This window comes from Gimesia sp. (assembly GCF_048260065.1).
Lineage (GTDB): Bacteria > Planctomycetota > Planctomycetia > Planctomycetales > Planctomycetaceae > Gimesia.
Genome location: NZ_JBLXHC010000019.1, coordinates 54460 through 70577 on the forward strand (window position 1 = coordinate 54460; position 16118 = coordinate 70577).

12 protein-coding genes are annotated in these 16118 nt (G+C 47.1%); 11 read left to right on the forward strand and 1 reads right to left on the reverse strand.

The window, feature by feature from the left end; genetic code table 11:
- The 9 genes from ACN0YN_RS26495 (at nucleotide 1) to ACN0YN_RS26535 (ending at nucleotide 10404) form a co-directional block, all read left to right on the forward strand.
- Nucleotides 1–798, forward strand: a complete 798-nt coding sequence (locus ACN0YN_RS26495) for a hypothetical protein (protein WP_145192983.1) — start codon at nucleotides 1–3, stop codon at nucleotides 796–798.
- 21 nt (nucleotides 799–819) lie between these two features.
- The gene (locus ACN0YN_RS26500) at nucleotides 820–3411 is read left to right on the forward strand and encodes a PglZ domain-containing protein (RefSeq protein WP_145192981.1); all 2592 of its coding nucleotides are present in this window, start codon (nucleotides 820–822) and stop codon (nucleotides 3409–3411) included.
- Between the two features lie 9 nt (nucleotides 3412–3420).
- Entirely contained in the window at nucleotides 3421–5448 is a 2028-nt protein-coding gene (gene brxL, locus ACN0YN_RS26505) for a protease Lon-related BREX system protein BrxL (protein ID WP_145192979.1), read from the forward strand.
- 17 nt (nucleotides 5449–5465) lie between these two features.
- Entirely contained in the window at nucleotides 5466–6506 is a 1041-nt protein-coding gene (locus ACN0YN_RS26510) for a hypothetical protein (protein ID WP_145192977.1), read from the forward strand.
- A 108-nt stretch (nucleotides 6507–6614) separates the two neighbouring features.
- Nucleotides 6615–7484, forward strand: coding sequence for a plasmid pRiA4b ORF-3 family protein (locus ACN0YN_RS26515; RefSeq protein ID WP_197996875.1), 870 nt, complete (start codon nucleotides 6615–6617; stop codon nucleotides 7482–7484).
- Complete coding sequence (locus ACN0YN_RS26520) at nucleotides 7484–7996, forward strand: hypothetical protein (protein ID WP_145192975.1); 513 nt, start codon at nucleotides 7484–7486, stop codon at nucleotides 7994–7996. Before ACN0YN_RS26515 ends, ACN0YN_RS26520 begins: the two co-directional genes overlap by 1 nt.
- 254 nt (nucleotides 7997–8250) lie before the next feature.
- Complete coding sequence (locus ACN0YN_RS26525) at nucleotides 8251–8802, forward strand: hypothetical protein (protein ID WP_145192971.1); 552 nt, start codon at nucleotides 8251–8253, stop codon at nucleotides 8800–8802.
- A gap of 246 nt (nucleotides 8803–9048) precedes the next feature.
- Nucleotides 9049–9528, forward strand: a complete 480-nt coding sequence (locus tag ACN0YN_RS26530; protein ID WP_145192969.1) for a TIGR03067 domain-containing protein — start codon at nucleotides 9049–9051, stop codon at nucleotides 9526–9528.
- Between the two features lie 60 nt (nucleotides 9529–9588).
- On the forward strand, nucleotides 9589–10404 hold the full coding sequence (locus ACN0YN_RS26535; protein ID WP_145192967.1) for an MBL fold metallo-hydrolase: 816 nt from the start codon (nucleotides 9589–9591) through the stop codon (nucleotides 10402–10404).
- 144 nt (nucleotides 10405–10548) lie between these two features.
- On the opposite strand, the gene ACN0YN_RS26540 is transcribed toward ACN0YN_RS26535, so the two are convergent.
- Nucleotides 10549–13917, reverse strand: a complete 3369-nt coding sequence (locus tag ACN0YN_RS26540; protein WP_145192965.1) for an AAA domain-containing protein — start codon at nucleotides 13915–13917, stop codon at nucleotides 10549–10551.
- A gap of 179 nt (nucleotides 13918–14096) precedes the next feature.
- Here ACN0YN_RS26540 and ACN0YN_RS26545 point away from each other — a divergent pair, with 179 nt between their 5' ends.
- Together ACN0YN_RS26545 and ACN0YN_RS26550 are read left to right on the forward strand one after the other, a co-directional pair.
- Nucleotides 14097–14819, forward strand: coding sequence for a toll/interleukin-1 receptor domain-containing protein (locus ACN0YN_RS26545; RefSeq protein WP_145192963.1), 723 nt, complete (start codon nucleotides 14097–14099; stop codon nucleotides 14817–14819).
- Nucleotides 14820–14872: 53 nt separating this feature from the next.
- A complete protein-coding gene (locus ACN0YN_RS26550; protein WP_145192961.1) occupies nucleotides 14873–16051 on the forward strand; it encodes a hypothetical protein in 1179 nt (392 codons plus the stop codon).
- Nucleotides 16052–16118: the final 67 nt, after the last annotated feature.

The window sequence follows — 16118 nt, forward strand, 5'->3', positions numbered from 1 at the left end:
ATGAAAATTGGATTTTCAACAGGCAGTATTGCCTTGGACGACGTGCGACGAGGCCTGCGGGTAGCGACACATCAACGTGCCAATGCAGTGGAACTATCGGCACTGCGGGAAGATGAACTCGATCCATTATTGGAGTCACTGGATCGATTGGAGAATGACCTACTGCCGTTCGAATACGTCTCGTTCCACGCACCAAGCAAACGAACTCGCTTCTCTGAATCCGAATTTGTCGAGAAGCTTCGAAAGGTTGCTGACCGAGGTTGGGCGATCATCGTTCATCCTGATGTAATCGAGGACTTCTCGCTTTGGCGGTCGCTTGGGCCAGCGGTCTGCATCGAGAACATGGACAAGCGCAAGGAGATTGGACGGACAGCTGCTCAGTTACGGACGGTTTTCGAGAAGCTTCCCGATGCAACATTTTGTTTTGATATCGGTCACGCACGGCAGGTCGATCCCACGATGCAGGAAGCGGAGACGTTTCTTGAACTGTTTCATGATCGACTGCGACAGGTTCACATGAGTTATGTCAACTCGCAAAGCCGACATGAAAGATTGAATTTTGAGAGCATTCGGGCCTTCCAGCGAGTGGCTCATTGGCTAAGCGAGGCAACTCCGATCATTCTGGAGACGCCTGTGAAATCAAGTGATATCGATGACGAAATCAAGTCCGCTGAGAGTGTCTTTTCAGCTCTCTGGTGCTGCATCTCTTCGAGTTGGCACTTGCCGGATCAAGACGAAAATTTGGATCAGAGGCGGCAGGCAGGCCCTAATTGTGGCCCTGATGTCTCTTCGAAGTAACTAAGGAGTATTGTCAAAGAAATGGCTGTTGTCACTGAACATCTCGTACAACTCATCGCCAAACAGGTTGATGACAAGGGGCTGGTCGTCTGGTACGACCCGGAGAAAGCCTATGACGCAGCGGTAGCGGAACTCACCCTGCCAAACACCACCGTCGCCCATTACGAAGGCAGCTTTCTTCAGTTGCGCAAAGAGATCGACCATCTGCTCAACGACGGACAACCGCCCCGGTTGGTCGTGTACGTCCCTGTCGAGCGTGAGAAGACCTATAGCGCTCTGATTGAACTCGATTGTGCGGGGATAGTCATGCAACCCCGGCAACAACCACCTGCCTGCAACACTCGCCTTTCCGTCTTAGCTCGTAATGCTCTCAAGCCGATTTTGGGCGAGGATCAAGTTGGTGAAATCGAACGACAAGTGGAGTCGGGCAAGTTGTCATTGGCCGATCTGAATTCGTTGGCCGAACAGGGAATTGATATTTCAACCGGCGTGTTAAAACTCATCTTCGACTCGGCCAATCCACAGGAAGTTGCCTTGGCCTTCTTACACAGCGACCAGCACGATGAAGAGGTCGGCAAAAAGGACGCCCAGAAGGAACTTCGTCATCTGTTGCAAATCAGCTTCGACATTGAACTCCCCGCTGCGGATGCCCTCTCGAACTGGCGATTACAATTGAGTCGGCATGTACTGCTGACCGATTTATTGACCGTCCTCAATAAGCAAGTACCAGTGTCACTCTCGTCGGTTCCAGTGGCCAATAGCAATGGCGGCATTGATGCCTGCATCCGATTGGCTCGCACATGGCGAAACGACCGGGAAGTGCGAGACAGCTACGTCACCGTGGCCAACAAGGTCGAACAAGAACTTGGCCTCGATCAGCTTGAATTTCCCGTGGAACCACTCACAGAGAACGAAACCTTCCCGTGCATTGAACGGGCTTTGCTTATACATGTGGAAAGCGAATTGCTCAAGTCGGCGACTTCGGACCTGCTGGAGTTGGCCGAGTATCGCCTCTCAAGATTCTGGGCCGATGTGGTTCCGGCAATTCAGGCTCGATGGGCGCTGATCTCTTCCTCCGCCGAGGTCTTGGTCGAAGCCGACCGTGTGGGCAAGGCACTGAAGAATGCTCCCACGACAGTTCCGGCCCTCGTCAGAGCGTATGCCGACGATGATGAGCCATGGTGCTTGCTCGACACGCACCACCGGCACATGGAGAGCCGCAAGTACAACTTTGAGTTTGCCGCAAGCAACGATCATCACGGGCTGGAAAAGCTCATCACCAAAGCAGAGCAGCGATACACCGAAGTCGGTTCCGAGTTAGCCAAACACTTCATCACGCAGTTCTCGAAGGCCAAGCATCCCATCAAAGGATTGCTGAGGCAGCGGGATATCTTCGAGAAGCAGGTGAAGCCACTTCTGGGCGAAGGCAAAGTTGCTTACGTCTGGGTGGACGCTTTGCGGTTTGAGATGGCTCGTGGGCTATGCCGGTTGCTCTCCGACGATTTCAAGCTGGAGGTTCAGCCAGCCATTGGCACCATGCCCACAATCACTGAGATCGGCATGGCGGCTCTACTCCCCAAGGCTCACGAGTCGGCCAAGGTGGTCAGCGTAGGGGGAGGGAAGCTCGCACTGGAGATCGACGGTAAGGTCATCAAGAATCGAAAGGACCGAGTGGCATTTCTGAAAGAACATGCGGGAGTAAAGGTCTTCGATACCAAGCTGGACGACCTTCTACCTAAGCCCGCCAAGAAAGTCAGGGACGGCATTCAGAATGCCGACTTGATTCTGATCACCTCACAAGAAATTGATGAACTAGGCGAGGCAGACAACATGTCACAGGCCCGGCTGCAAATCGACGGTGTACTGAGCCATTTGCGACGGGGAGTTCGAATTCTGGCTGACCAAGGTATTAAGACCATCGTGCTAGTAGCGGATCATGGGCACCTGTTTGCCGATGAGATCGGGGAGGACATGAAGATCGAAGCCCCCGGTGGTAAAGCAGAAGACCTGCATCGCCGGGTGTGGGTAGGGTCCGGCGGAACTTCGGAACCATCTTATCTACGGACATCACTGACCTCGCTGGGTATTGAGAGCGAGTTTGACATAGCAACCCCGTGGACCTTCGCTGTCTTCAAATCCAAGGGAGGCGGACGAGCTTATTTTCACGGCGGTTTATCCCCACAAGAATTGATTGTGCCGATGGTTGTGTTGCATTCGACGGCAAAGCCATCAGTCCAAACTACCGGCATCCAATGGACGTTAACTCCCGGTACGGCTAAACTGACCACAAGGTTTTTCTCGGTGCAGATTGCCGGAAGTCAAAGCGAGTCGAGCCTGTTCGGATTTGAACCACCAAAAATACGGATCGAATTGAGGGCCAGCAAGAAGTGTGTGTCGCTGCCGGTGAGTGCCTCATATGGATTCGAGGATGCGACCGGGGAAGTGAATTTAAAGATTTCTGAAGAGGACAACAAACGAATTGAACCAAATACCGTCACCGTGATGTTGTCGGAAGAAATTTCTCAGAAGACAGTGGGAGTCTACCTGCTAGACGCCACCACGGGTGTAGAACTGGCGGCTCCCCTGACTGTAGATGTCGCCATTTCGATGTGAGGATAAGTCATGCCAGAATTAGACCGAAAAGCGGCATCCGTGTTTGCGGGCAAAGTCGTTCGCAAAGATTTAGTCCGTAAGGTGAAAGTGGGGGCCAACGTCCCGGTTTTCGTCCTTGAATACCTGCTGGGCAAGTATTGCGCAACCGATGATCCCGTTGCCATCGACGCCGGGCTGAAGGTGGTCAATAACACATTATCCTCGAACTTTGTCCGCCCCGATGAGTCCAACAAAGCCCAATCGATTGTGAAAGACAAAGGAAAGCATACTCTGATCGATAAGGTGCAAGTCCGTTACGTCTCCGATGACGACAAATACTGGGCTGAACTCAAGAACTTTGGCCATAAGTTCGTTCACATCCCTGAACATTTCATGCGGGATTACGACCGACTACTGATGGGAGGTATTTGGGCACAAATTGATTTGCGTCACCAGTACGATGAAGAGCAGAAAGGCAAACGTAGTCCATTCTGGATCGACAGTATCAAACCGATTCAACTTGCCACCTTTGACCTCGAAGAATACCGGGAGTGCCGCAGCCAGTTCACCACGGATGAATGGATCGACCTGTTGCTCCGTACCATCGGTATGGAGCCGTCGTTTTTTGAACGACGAGTGAAGCTGCTTTTTCTAGTACGTCTGTTGGGCCTTTGTGAACAAAACTATAACCTTGTCGAACTTGGCCCCCGTGGAACCGGCAAGAGCTACGGTTATCAGGAGCTTTCACCATACACGATTCTCCTCACAGGCCCGACAACGGTGGCCAACCTGTTCTATAACATGGCCAGCGGCAAGATGGGATTGGTAGGAATGTGGGATGCTGTAGCGTTCGATGAAGTAGCTGACCTTCAAAAGATGCCGAAGGAAGTCGTGACTACACTCAAGACCTACTGCGAATCGGGTACGTTTGCCCGTGGCAAAGATTCGCTTTCCGGCATGGCATCGATTTCGATGTTCGGCAACACCAACCAACCTGTGGAGGTTATGGTTCGGTCGTCTCATCTATTCATGCCTATGCCTGACGTGATTCGAGAAGACATGGCTTTTCTCGACCGCATCCACTTCTACATCCCCGGTTGGGAAATCCCAAAGATGCGAGTTGAGTTCTTTACCGACCACTATGGCTTCGTCGTGGATTATTTGGCGGAGGCATTGAGAGAACTTCGAAGGCACAATTTCACAGAAATAATCGACCGGCATTTCGCACTTGGTTCTCATCTGAATGCTCGTGATGTGAAAGCCGTTCGGAAATCGGTGTCAGGGCTGGTCAAGCTGATCTATCCACACGGCGAAGTGACGAAGGATGAGTTGGGAGAACTTCTAGAACTGTCATTGGAAGGCCGTCGCCGGGTAAAGGAACAACTCAAGAAAATGGGGTCATTCGAGTACCATCAGACTTCTTTCTCTTTCATTGACAGCGAGTCTCGTGAGGAACGGTTTGTTGGTGTTCCCGAACAAGGCGGTCGAGACATGATTGCGGCGGACCCACTGGCTCCCGGCTCTCTCTATACCGCCTCCGTCGATGACCAAGGTAAAGTGGGGCTTTACCGGCTGGAGGTGGGCACATCACCGGGAACAGGCAAACTCAAAATCGCTGGCGGTGTGGAAGGTGCCATGAAGGAATCGCTCCAGCGAGCCTTCGCTTACCTTCAAGGCCAGAAGGTAAAAATGGGAATTGGTCAGCAGTTCGATACGACCGACTTTCACGTCGAGGCCATCGACCTACTCAGCAACCACGTTCCCTGTGAAGCTGGTATCGCCTTAGTGGTCGCCGTCTATTCGGCGATTAAGCGACAATCGGTTCTGGCCGGTTTGGTGATCCTCGGCGACTTGAGTATTCAGGGAAATATCAAATCGCTCCGCACGCTGGCTGAACCACTGCAAGTCGCAATGGATAACGGGGCACGCCGAGCATTGGTTCCGCTGGAGAACAAACGCAACTTCCTCGAAGTGTCAGGCGACATCGTGGAAAGAGTGGACCCAGTGTTCTTTTCTGACCCAATGACTGCGGCAATGAAGGCGTTAGGGATGACATAACTTAGAGAAGACAAACTATGCTCAAGATCGACAGAAAAAACCAAAGCTTCTCATTGCTCGACACACCCACGCTGGCAGATGTGTCGATCACGGAGCGGTACGACTTACAAGAGTTCATCTCGAATAGTCCAGATGCCTTCTTTAAGGAACTCGGACTGGAACTATTCCTGATCGGAAAAGAGATAGAACCATCGCAGAACGTGCAGGATCGCATCGATCTACTTGCTGTCGATAAAGAGGGTGGTTGTGTCGTTGTTGAACTGAAACGTGGCAATCACAAACTTCACATGCTTCAGGCAATTTCCTATGCCGGAATGATCTCCCAATGGGAGCCTGATGATTTCCTCAAATTGCTGGACGACGTACAACAGGATGCGTTGACGGATTTTCTGGAAGTTGATCGTGACGACATCAATCGACAGCAGCGGATCATTCTCATTGCCGAGGGTTATGACTATGCACTGTTAATCGCCGCAGAATGGCTCAGTGAGCAATACGGCGTGGACATCACCTGCTGTCGGATCGCCGTTGCAAAGGATTCAGTAACCGATTCAGAGTATCTCGTCTGCTCCAATGTCTATCCTGCTCCTGAGTTGGCGAAAGAATCAGTGTCACGAGGCCGAAAGCATGGCAGTACCAGCAAGGTCAAATGGCCTGATTGTAAAGCAGCTTTGGCCGGTGTCAGCAATCCAGCCGTCACGTCGTACTTCGAGCAAGAATTGACGGCAGATCGAGAATCATATCTTCGAAAACGCATCCTGAGATATCGACTCGGTGGTAAACGCCGATGGTTTATGGCTGCACGGACGAAGAACGCTTACGTCTGGCAGCAAGGTCGATTTGAAGGTGACATGGACTTCTGGAAGAAGGGCCTAAGCGATCCCGAAGTGGTAAAGCCGGTCAAAGATGGTCAGTGCCTTAGATTGTTCCTCGATTCAGCCCCAGACTTTCAATTTTTCAACGACTCAGTGACACAAAAACTCCAGTCAATTGAATGGCATGGCGGAACGTCCGACGAGGGCGTGGACGAAACAGAGACACTTGGCGACGAATGCTAAACCAGCATTCTTGAAATCGATGAAACGAAGGCGTAACGACGTTGGGGCATTGTGGACAAAAACGTCAATCTGTTTGATGGGAGTGACGCACGACGAGGCAGTTGAGAAATGGATAAAGAAAAACGATGGACGAAAAAGGGCGAAACGATGATTTCCCTCACCCAAGCCCAACGCAAAGTCGTAGCCGACCTCCTGCCCAAATTCGCCGACCGTTTGAAGCTCAGCGAAAATAATTCTCGCACGATCTCTTTCACAACAAAAGAACTTGAATCGATCCGACAGAATGCCGAGGTCGCACGCTCCCACGCCGATAACGGCATGAAGCGAAACTCTCTGCGGCATATTGTGGATGCCGTCACCAAAGCCCTCGACAACTCCGATGGCATAGTCTCAATTCCGGCTCCAGAGCGACTGTACCAATTCAAGATCACACTACTCGAATCTCAGCCGCAAATCTGGCGACGAATTCAGATCAAGGACTCCACGTTGGACAAGTTCCATGAACGAATCCAGACAGCGATGGGCTGGACCAACTCTCATCTTCATCAGTTCGAGATCAATGGGGAACGCTATGGAAATCCCGAACTACTGGACGATGGGTTCGAGGATTTTGAGTGTGTGGATTCCACCATCACCAAGATCAGTGATATCATTCCGAAGGATGGCAAGCGATTCGACTTCCTGTATAAGTACGACTTTGGTGACGGCTGGGGACATGAGGTTCTATTCGAAGGATGTCTCCGTGCGGAGAAAGGCGGTAGGTATCCACTATGCGTCGAAGGTGAGATGAACTGCCCACCAGAAGACGTTGGCGGTATCTGGGGTTATCTTGAGTTCCTCGAAGCCCTAGCTGATCCGAAGCACGAGCAACATGATGATTTCGTGGAGTGGGCTGGCGACTTCGATCCAGAAGAGTTCGATGCAGAAAAAACAACGAAAGTGATGCGGCGAGGGCTGCCAAATAGGAAACACCACTGATGAAGAAGAAAACAAAAAACGGCTCGGTCGATAAAAGTGAATTACGACATTTGCTGGAACAAAGGGTCCAAGTTCAGAAAATTAGGCAACCCACGAGCGATAATCCGTTCTCATGCCCCGAAGAAATTGCGCTGAAGTACGGGAGATCATACCGAAGACAACCACTTCCGAAGGGTATAGAACTTGGCGAGAAGAAACAGTGTTTCTTCAATGCGGCGATGCTGTCGATGCACAGAGGTCTAATCTATGTCGAAGGTTTTGCTGTTCTTGCAGACACCCCTTTACTTATTCATCATGCGTGGTGTGTCACTGAAGGTAAGGATGCCGTGATTGATCCTACGAGCGACAATCTGGTGGAATACATTGGTATTCCGTTTCGACCAGCTATCATCGAGGAAATCTGGTTAAGTGGGAGTGGTATGTCGCTTCTGAACAATACAAAAGGCAAATGGGCAGTCCTGCGTAAGACAGAAAAACAAGTTGAGGCAATGATCGCCGATAAGATTAAATAAAAAATGAGTCGTGCCTAAATCAACAAAGGAGTTACAGAATGAAAACAGACCCAATATCGAAAACCAAGGATGATTACGCCGACATCATCAAACATATAAGTCTCCCTGAATCGCCAGTGGGAATCGACGCACAATTCACACACGCAATGATTATTGCGTACCTTCAGCAGATTTCAGGGCGGCTTACCGACATCGAGACTCAGTTGAAAGAGATACAATCGTCAGACGGAGAGGATCAAAGTTAAGAATACTGAATGACAACTCTTCAACAACAACTTGACTCCCAGCACTTCTCCAACGATTACGAGTTGGTGAATGGAGTCGCAATGCACGCCGAGAATCCAGAGAATTTCCATATCCCGCCCGATGTTATCAAGCGACATGTAAACCCCAGCCAGTTTGTTGAACTCAGGATCGACTCTTCAAGGTTCTCCGTTCACGAGGACTCTCTTGAGAAATGTTCCTGCCCATCATGTAATGGTGAAATGTCGAAGCCGATTTTAAAGCACGACCATCCTGCATCATTGATACCGCTACCAATACAGAATGTCCCATCTCGTGGGTGGGGTGAGGATTTTTGGGTTCGAGTGGAAGAAAGGTCGGGAAGCTTGTTCCGTGGTGCTGTGGATAATCCATTGATCGAAACCCGACTGCACGGACTGAAGCAAGGTGACGAGATCATCTTCCATGAAGATCACATTCTTGCCGTTCACGACAGCCACCGACAAGAACTTGTTGCTGGGATGGATGTGGACGACCTGAAGGAACTGGCTCAGTGGGTTGGGCAAATACGACGACAAGGGTGATTGCTGACATCCACATCGATTACAATATCAACCTCCCGACTCGCTCAAGTACAGAATCCGGTCTGAAACGGAACTCATAGAAGGAGTGTCGTGGGTTGCCAGATTAGTAACGATAATTCGAGAGCAGTTCGGACTTTAGCCCCTCTCATAATTAAAATAGTTGTACGTAACTTTCTGGTCGGCTAAAATCAACTTTCGTCATAAATGCGGCGACTACCAATCTGGTCATCTTTAAGGGGAGATATTGTGTCACGTTCTCATTTCGGATTCATGTTAGTCGGAGCTTTAGCAATGCTCACGTTGTTTGGTTCGAATGCTACAGCAGACGATGCCAAGGATGAAGCAATCAAGAATGATCGCAAGATGCTGGAAGGGACATGGAGGCTCGTCTCCTACGAAATCAATGGCACTAAGATTAACGAAGAGTACATCAAGAACTTTACGGTGGTTAATAGTACTGATGGCACATGGAGTCTTCGCTCAAAGGGCAATGAAGTCATCAAGGGAACGAGCACCATTGATCCAACACAGAAACCCAAAACCATCGTTTTCATACCAAGTAAAGGTCATGGCGAGGGTAAGCGGTTCAACGGAATATACATACTTGGAGAGAAAACTCGAAAGTTGTGTTTTGCCTCAGCGGGAAAAGATCGTCCTACTGAGTTCACTTCTACGCCCGGTAATGAAATATTTCTTGCAACATTCGAGAGAGAAAAGCCCAAGTAGGAAGCCGCATATCTTATGCGAAATACCAATTCGTAGATAAACCAATGAAAAATGAACAAAATGTCCAACTTCATCTGCACAACCTGCGGGACGCAGTTCAATGAGATGGATCAGCCACCTCCCGAATGTAAGATTTGTACTGATGAGCGGCAGTACGTTGGCTGGCAAGGACAGCAATGGACGACTCTCCCAGATCTTCGAGAGTCGCATCGAAACGTCATCAGGCTCAAAGAATTTGGTCTCTATGGGATCGGGATGGAACCAGCCTTTGCAATTGGTCAGCGGGCATTGCTCATTGTTCGTCCCGAAGGAAACATCCTCTGGGACTGCATCCCGCTCATCGATGATGGCCTCATTCAAATGGTGAAAGGCATCGGTGGTATCTCAGCCATTGCCATTTCACATCCGCACTACTACACGAGCATGGTGGAATGGAGCCGAGCATTTGATTGCCCGATCTATCTGCACGAGGACGACCGGGAGTGGGTGATGCGGTCCGATCCAGCCGTTCAGTTTTGGGATGGTGAAACGAAGGAGATCAGTGATGACCTGACATTGATTCGGTGCGGTGGACACTTTGACGGCGGTACGGTCCTGCACTGGTCCGAGGGTGCAACTAGAGAGGGAGTGCTTCTCACCGGCGATATTTTGCAAGTTGTTCAGGATCGACGCTGGGTGAGTTTCATGTACTCCTATCCCAACTTCATCCCTTTGCCAGCATCAGTAGTTCGGCGAATTGCTGACACCGTCGAACCGTTCAGTTTCTCTCGCATCTATGGAGCCTTCTGGGGAAAGATTGTTACCACAGATGGAAAAGCGGCTGTCCAGAGATCAGCGGTACGGTACATCAAAGCTCTGGATGATCACAATGAATAAACAGAGTCACAACCTCACATGTAAAACAATCTTTGAATTGATATTACTTTTTAGCCACACTACCCGATTCGGAAACTAAACAGATCCATTGGGGAAATGTTTCGAGATGATTTTATAATAAATTTCTCTAACCAAGAAGTATTCTTAACCTGATTGAACCTCAACGCATCTCCCAATCGCTTTCATCAATATTTGTGATGGATCATAGTTTCCATTCACTCCATAGATTGCTAAAAGTGATCTGGCACGTGTCATTGCCACATACAAATTGTTGGCAAGGATTTGCCCATCTCCAGTCACATACTGATCCACACACGGAATCAAGACAACTTCCGATTCATACCCCTTATATGAATGTGAAGTTGTCACGATCAGCGTATTAGGTCGCCTTTCAAAAGCTCGGTTTGTCTGAACTGATAATTCCACATTGATCTTAGACAATAGTGGTCCTAATTTAGATTCAAGAAGCTGGACGGCAGAATTTGAATTATAAATCAGGCAGATATCACATGGTGAGATTTTCTCTTCTGTGATTAAGTGTTTTAAATGTCTGAAAATGGCGTCCAATTCAGTCTGTCTATCATCGAACGAATGAAAGATTGGATTAGGTCCACTGATCTGGTTGTATCTGATTTTCAACCATTCTTCAGGTCCATTTTGAGTTCGTTCAACCAATCCCATCTCGATCAACTCCTGCTGGTCCTGTCTTTTGTCCTTTGGCGTGAGTTGATTGAGAATGTTTATAGCAAGTTCTGTTACTGGCGTCGTTGAGCGGAAACTCTCACGCATGATTGTGGAACGACCACGCATATCCAGACCGAACTCTGTCCATTTTGGTGTTTTACGACCATAAATATTCTGGGCATTATCGTAAAAGATGTGGGCGGAACGACTGTTGGGATCTTCCAAATCAGTTTGTTCGACCAGCGAAAGCAACAGCTTCAATGTGGAAGGCCCCATATCTTGAGCCTCATCAATAAATAAGGCTGAACAGCGTGGGAGCATTTCGGATTGATCATGACAATTCAGAAACTCTTCCGCTGCTCGGTCATAATCGAACTCGAATCGATTCATGGTTAATGATGCAATCGGGAGAATTTCAGTGAGAACATCTTTAATGTGCAAGAGAGATACTGATTCCCACGGAAAGTCACCCTCATCAAATAATTCGCCATCAGACATTGAACTCCATGCCGATTCGACTGACTCCCGCAGCAGTTTATGCAAAGATCTATTTGCATAAACTGCCCATACATGGAAATCTTTCGTGTCGGTCATACGCTTAACTGTTTTAGCAAGCCAGTTGCAAAGGACAATGGATTTTCCACTTCCCGCAACTCCACGTACAAGACGAGGCTTCCCATCCAGTTTTAAGTTTGTGAGCCGTTGTTGCTCCTCGGATAGAATCGGTTTCATCGACTGCCGGTTGGCTATTTGGCCCCCAAGCGAATTATCGGCTCTCTTCTCTTTTTGTTTTGATGGATCATGACCAGAATTATGAGTATTGCCCCCTTTGAGATCGACCTTTTGCCAGCGAACAGTAGCACCTTGCTGGACCAGTATGCTTGGAGTCAATTCCGCAGTAAGTGATTTCAGATAGGGTTCTTCCATTTCACTACGGCTGGCCAGAACGATGACAGCTTCTCTGGCTCGGCTCAGAGCCACGTTCGTAAGCCTTTTCCATTCTTCAAATGGCCAACTGTAACTACTGGCATTGACTGTATCGAATATTACGATATCGGCCTCAGAACCCTGCTGACTATGAACCGTTGAAGCTTCCCAGTTAGGAAGATCCCAATTAGAAAATCGCTTCGAAATGGATTGAGCCTGTGCCTTGAATGGAGAAATAAACAATCCTTTTGATTGTCTTACAGAACTTTCTGAAAACAACTTTTGTAAAATGTCAGGAGTGATGGATCTCATCCAGCTATTGTTACCCTGACCTCTCTTTGCACGAATCGATACAAGATCTGAATCTTCTTCATCAAGCACATACCAGATTGCTCTGGAGTAATCTGAAATAAATGTTGGCAGGGTCGATTCCCGGTCTATCGTCTCCTTTGCAGTTTTCAAAAAGCCATCATACTGATAATTCGAAACGATTTTGCATACGTCTGGATGCATTCTTCGCTGTTCGGACAGGACATGAACTGCTGATGGAGTTTCTTCAATTTCATCCAGATGACTCAGACCACTGCTGGCCAACCATGTTTGCTGCCGAGTTGTCAGTATTCGAGTGATGCGACTGATTGGGGCTAGTTGCTTCGAATCACCGACTAAAACAACTCGTTTTGCTGCGAGCAAAGACAATGCAGCAACCGCAGTACGGGAAATTAACCCAGCTTCATCAATGAAGATTGTTGTGAATGGTGCGTCACCATTTTCAATCAATTTCCTGATTGTGGAATCATTCAGAAAACTCATTGCTTTAAAAGCCGTTGAAATTACAACACGTACATCTGGATCGAAAAAAATGAGTTTACTCTGATCGTTCGTTTTCGACCGCAGTTCTGAGATTTTCTTTCTGGCAAATGCTTTATCATCTGAGGATTCAGTTGATTTAAGATCATGTGTCAGGCTTTCAATTTTTGAAAGCAATTCAGACTCAGTACCTTCCAACAATTCTTCCAGATGATTTGCTTTGAACCGCTGGGCAGAAGCCCCCTTGCCAATTCGAAGTATCTCTCCATTCTCCAAGTAAGATGTATCAATTGTTCTTGTTGCATCTCCAATCGAGAGAGCGACTGCATCAGTTGCTCTGTTGGTGGTTGAAACAACAAGAATACGTTCTGTTTGATCATCCAATATTGATGCGATTTGCAATCCAGTGGTGTATGTCTTACCTGTCCCCGGAGGCCCCCACAAAATACTCCAAGAGTGCTTCCATAAGTTGGTTAAATGTGGAAGTCCTTCTGAACATGTTTCTGCAATCTGTGGATGAATATTACCTTTAGATGCTTCTAATCTGGCTGGTAACTCAGTTCTGACTTCTTCAAATGCCGGTTCGTTATAGACTGCATCGAGAACTGAAAGAAATTCGAAAGGTCGAACAAAGAAAGCTCCTGTTTGTGGAGGATTCTCAGAGTCTTCCAGTGTGATGAATAGACAGTTATTTTGTTCATCGACTTCTACGATTTCACCAGACCAGAGAGCTTCGTTTTCGTGAGCGATATTCTCATGGTAGGAATTAGGAGAATCTTCATTGTCCTCAAGTGATTGGGGCCGAAAAGCAAAGGCCCCCTCCCACGTCCAATCAGACTCAAACGAAACATCCAAGTGAATAGCGTAAACTGTTCCCCGCCCCTGCTCGGAAAGGACGCTGATCTCTTTGCAATTAAGCCTTTTCCATTTTGCTTCGTTTCGGAACTCCTGTCTGACAGCATAACTGGCGTCATCCAGAATCGAGGCATCTACAGATGGTAATCCCAGATCTGAACTGAATCTGGCAGGTTCAAAATCGATGTTTTCCATCGATTCAGGATCGTCTAAATCTTCCGCCAGTTCTTCATCCATTCATATCAACCAAAGATCTTTATTTCGCTGTGAGAATACCCGCTACTCAAGTGTGTACTTTCTCTTTATTGCAGGGTAAATTTAATTTAGTACAGATAGTATACATAACCGTCCATAGCTGCAATCGAGTAATGTATGAATCCAGTTCAGCAACAGTGTAATTAAGGAAGGATATTGGTATGGATTGGGATTTATTCATAAGCCATGCGAGTGAAGATAAAGATGAAATCGTACGTCCATTGGCAAATATATTTTCTGCGAATAATGTGAATGTGTGGTATGACGAATTTGAATTTGAAATTGGTGACAACCTTAGAGAAACTATCGAGAACGGATTGAGAAACAGCAGATATGGTCTTGTAGTTTTAAGCCAACATTTCTTTGAAAAATATTGGCCAAAGCGTGAACTTGATGGACTGATTACTTTAGAGACCACCGGTAATGATCGCATTCTCCCAATTTGGCATAAAGTAACTGCAGAGGATGTAAAAAAGCATGTCCTTCTCTTGGCAGGCAGATATGGACTTTCAACTAATGAAGGTCTCAATGTAATAGCTGATAAAATTTCGAAAAAGATCTGTACTTTCCGAATCACCGACCATTTCGGTCGCAAAGAAAAAAGGAACATATCCTGTTGTAATTATGAAGGTATTCCAGTTATTCCTGCATGGCTTAAAACTGAGCCTGATAGAATTAGCTGCGTATGGCTTTTGGAGAGACTGACAAAACGAGCTGAATTACGTGTATTTAAAGATCCCTTTTGGGGGAATGGAACATGGTTCGTTGTGGATGATATAGAAGGTGATGGTGTTGTCATCAATGAAGATCAGTTCAATGATCTGATACCCCCGTCACCCACTACCCCATCTCCTACAACTCCTCCTCCCACATCATATTTTTGAATCGTTTTTGAGTGTTACTGTATCGAATAATACCTATTTAAACAGGAGTCATCTTGGAACTCACGAAACGTCAAAAAACTCTATTTGATCGTCTCGTTACTCTTGGCGAATGGGCAAACACTGGAGAACTTCCTTACCATCCACTGGAAATTCTTGGTTTTGGTAGTTTCTTCCGGGGTAAACGAAATCCAAACGATATTGATTTAATCTTTCGTATTCCTAAGGAGCATCTCCCTGAATTTGATGAATTCGTGCAGCTTCTTTATGAAATTCGAAATGACTGGGATTTAGAAGAACGAAATGCAAATCCACATGATGCCCTCGTTGAGCTACGCACAAACGAAGATCAAAGAGTGGCTAATTTCTCTGATAGTGTTTTTCGTAAATATCTGAACTGGATTAAACCATATTCGTGGAACATGCTTCGGCCAAACGATATTCACCAGCATAATGAAATTGCTTCACCTTATGCCTACTCCAAACGAATGATCAAAATGAACCTGCCGAAGCTGAATGTGGTTTCTTATCTTAGCCCCGAAGAAGAGAAAATGAAAAGAGATGGACTGCGATGTGGATTCGTAGTTTCAATTTGGTCTAAGGACTCTCCAGACACGGTATCAAATCTCAAGAGACTTCTCTCAGAAGAATGCGTTGTCCAGAATCTTGCTCGGGAATTAGCTTATTTTGATGTGCAGATATCAGAAGTATCGGCATACAAACAATTACTGGAAGCGGAAATCGAATTATTGCTTAAAATCCCCCGACGTAGAAAAGCGAAAAACGGCAGTATCTGGTTTGATGAATATTCAGAGTCACATGCTAACCTTGTGGTTGTCCATCAGGGTTACAATTCTGCAAAAGAAGCCAGTAAACGTTTTGACGAAGAGCAATGGGGGAAGGAAATCGACATCAAAATAAGATCAGTTGCGGAATCAGCAAAAACAGCCGACCAGTCTCGAAAGACATTGAAAGAGCTCTATCGCCTGAATGATATGCTTGAATCGATTAGAAATGTTCTGGCATATTTTAAATCGGGTGAAGATGAAACTGAATTAAACGCAAAAGAATACGTCGTTGATTGTATTCTTAAATCTGGATCACAAAAGCTGAAAGATGAAAAGGCAGAATTTCTTAGAAATCGTGGTTTCCCCGTTGATCATGTTTTGAAGAAGAAGGAACGTGATCACAGAAAACATATTTCGGAGATTAGAGCCCAGTTTGATAATCAGTAATACTATACCAGTGAATATACCAGATGACTCAGAATGCAAGTTTGTGTGGCTCTGAGGAATTCATAAT

Coding starts and splice junctions, on each gene's coding strand:
- ACN0YN_RS26495 (WP_145192983.1), top strand. CDS start 1: ATGAAAATTGGATTTTCAACAGGCAGTATTGCCTTGGACGACGTGCGA.
- ACN0YN_RS26500 (WP_145192981.1), top strand. CDS start 820: ATGGCTGTTGTCACTGAACATCTCGTACAACTCATCGCCAAACAGGTT.
- brxL (WP_145192979.1), top strand. CDS start 3,421: ATGCCAGAATTAGACCGAAAAGCGGCATCCGTGTTTGCGGGCAAAGTC.
- ACN0YN_RS26510 (WP_145192977.1), top strand. CDS start 5,466: ATGCTCAAGATCGACAGAAAAAACCAAAGCTTCTCATTGCTCGACACA.
- ACN0YN_RS26515 (WP_197996875.1), top strand. CDS start 6,615: ATGGATAAAGAAAAACGATGGACGAAAAAGGGCGAAACGATGATTTCC.
- ACN0YN_RS26520 (WP_145192975.1), top strand. CDS start 7,484: ATGAAGAAGAAAACAAAAAACGGCTCGGTCGATAAAAGTGAATTACGA.
- ACN0YN_RS26525 (WP_145192971.1), top strand. CDS start 8,251: ATGACAACTCTTCAACAACAACTTGACTCCCAGCACTTCTCCAACGAT.
- ACN0YN_RS26535 (WP_145192967.1), top strand. CDS start 9,589: ATGTCCAACTTCATCTGCACAACCTGCGGGACGCAGTTCAATGAGATG.
- ACN0YN_RS26540 (WP_145192965.1), bottom strand. CDS start 13,917: ATGGATGAAGAACTGGCGGAAGATTTAGACGATCCTGAATCGATGGAA.
- ACN0YN_RS26545 (WP_145192963.1), top strand. CDS start 14,097: ATGGATTGGGATTTATTCATAAGCCATGCGAGTGAAGATAAAGATGAA.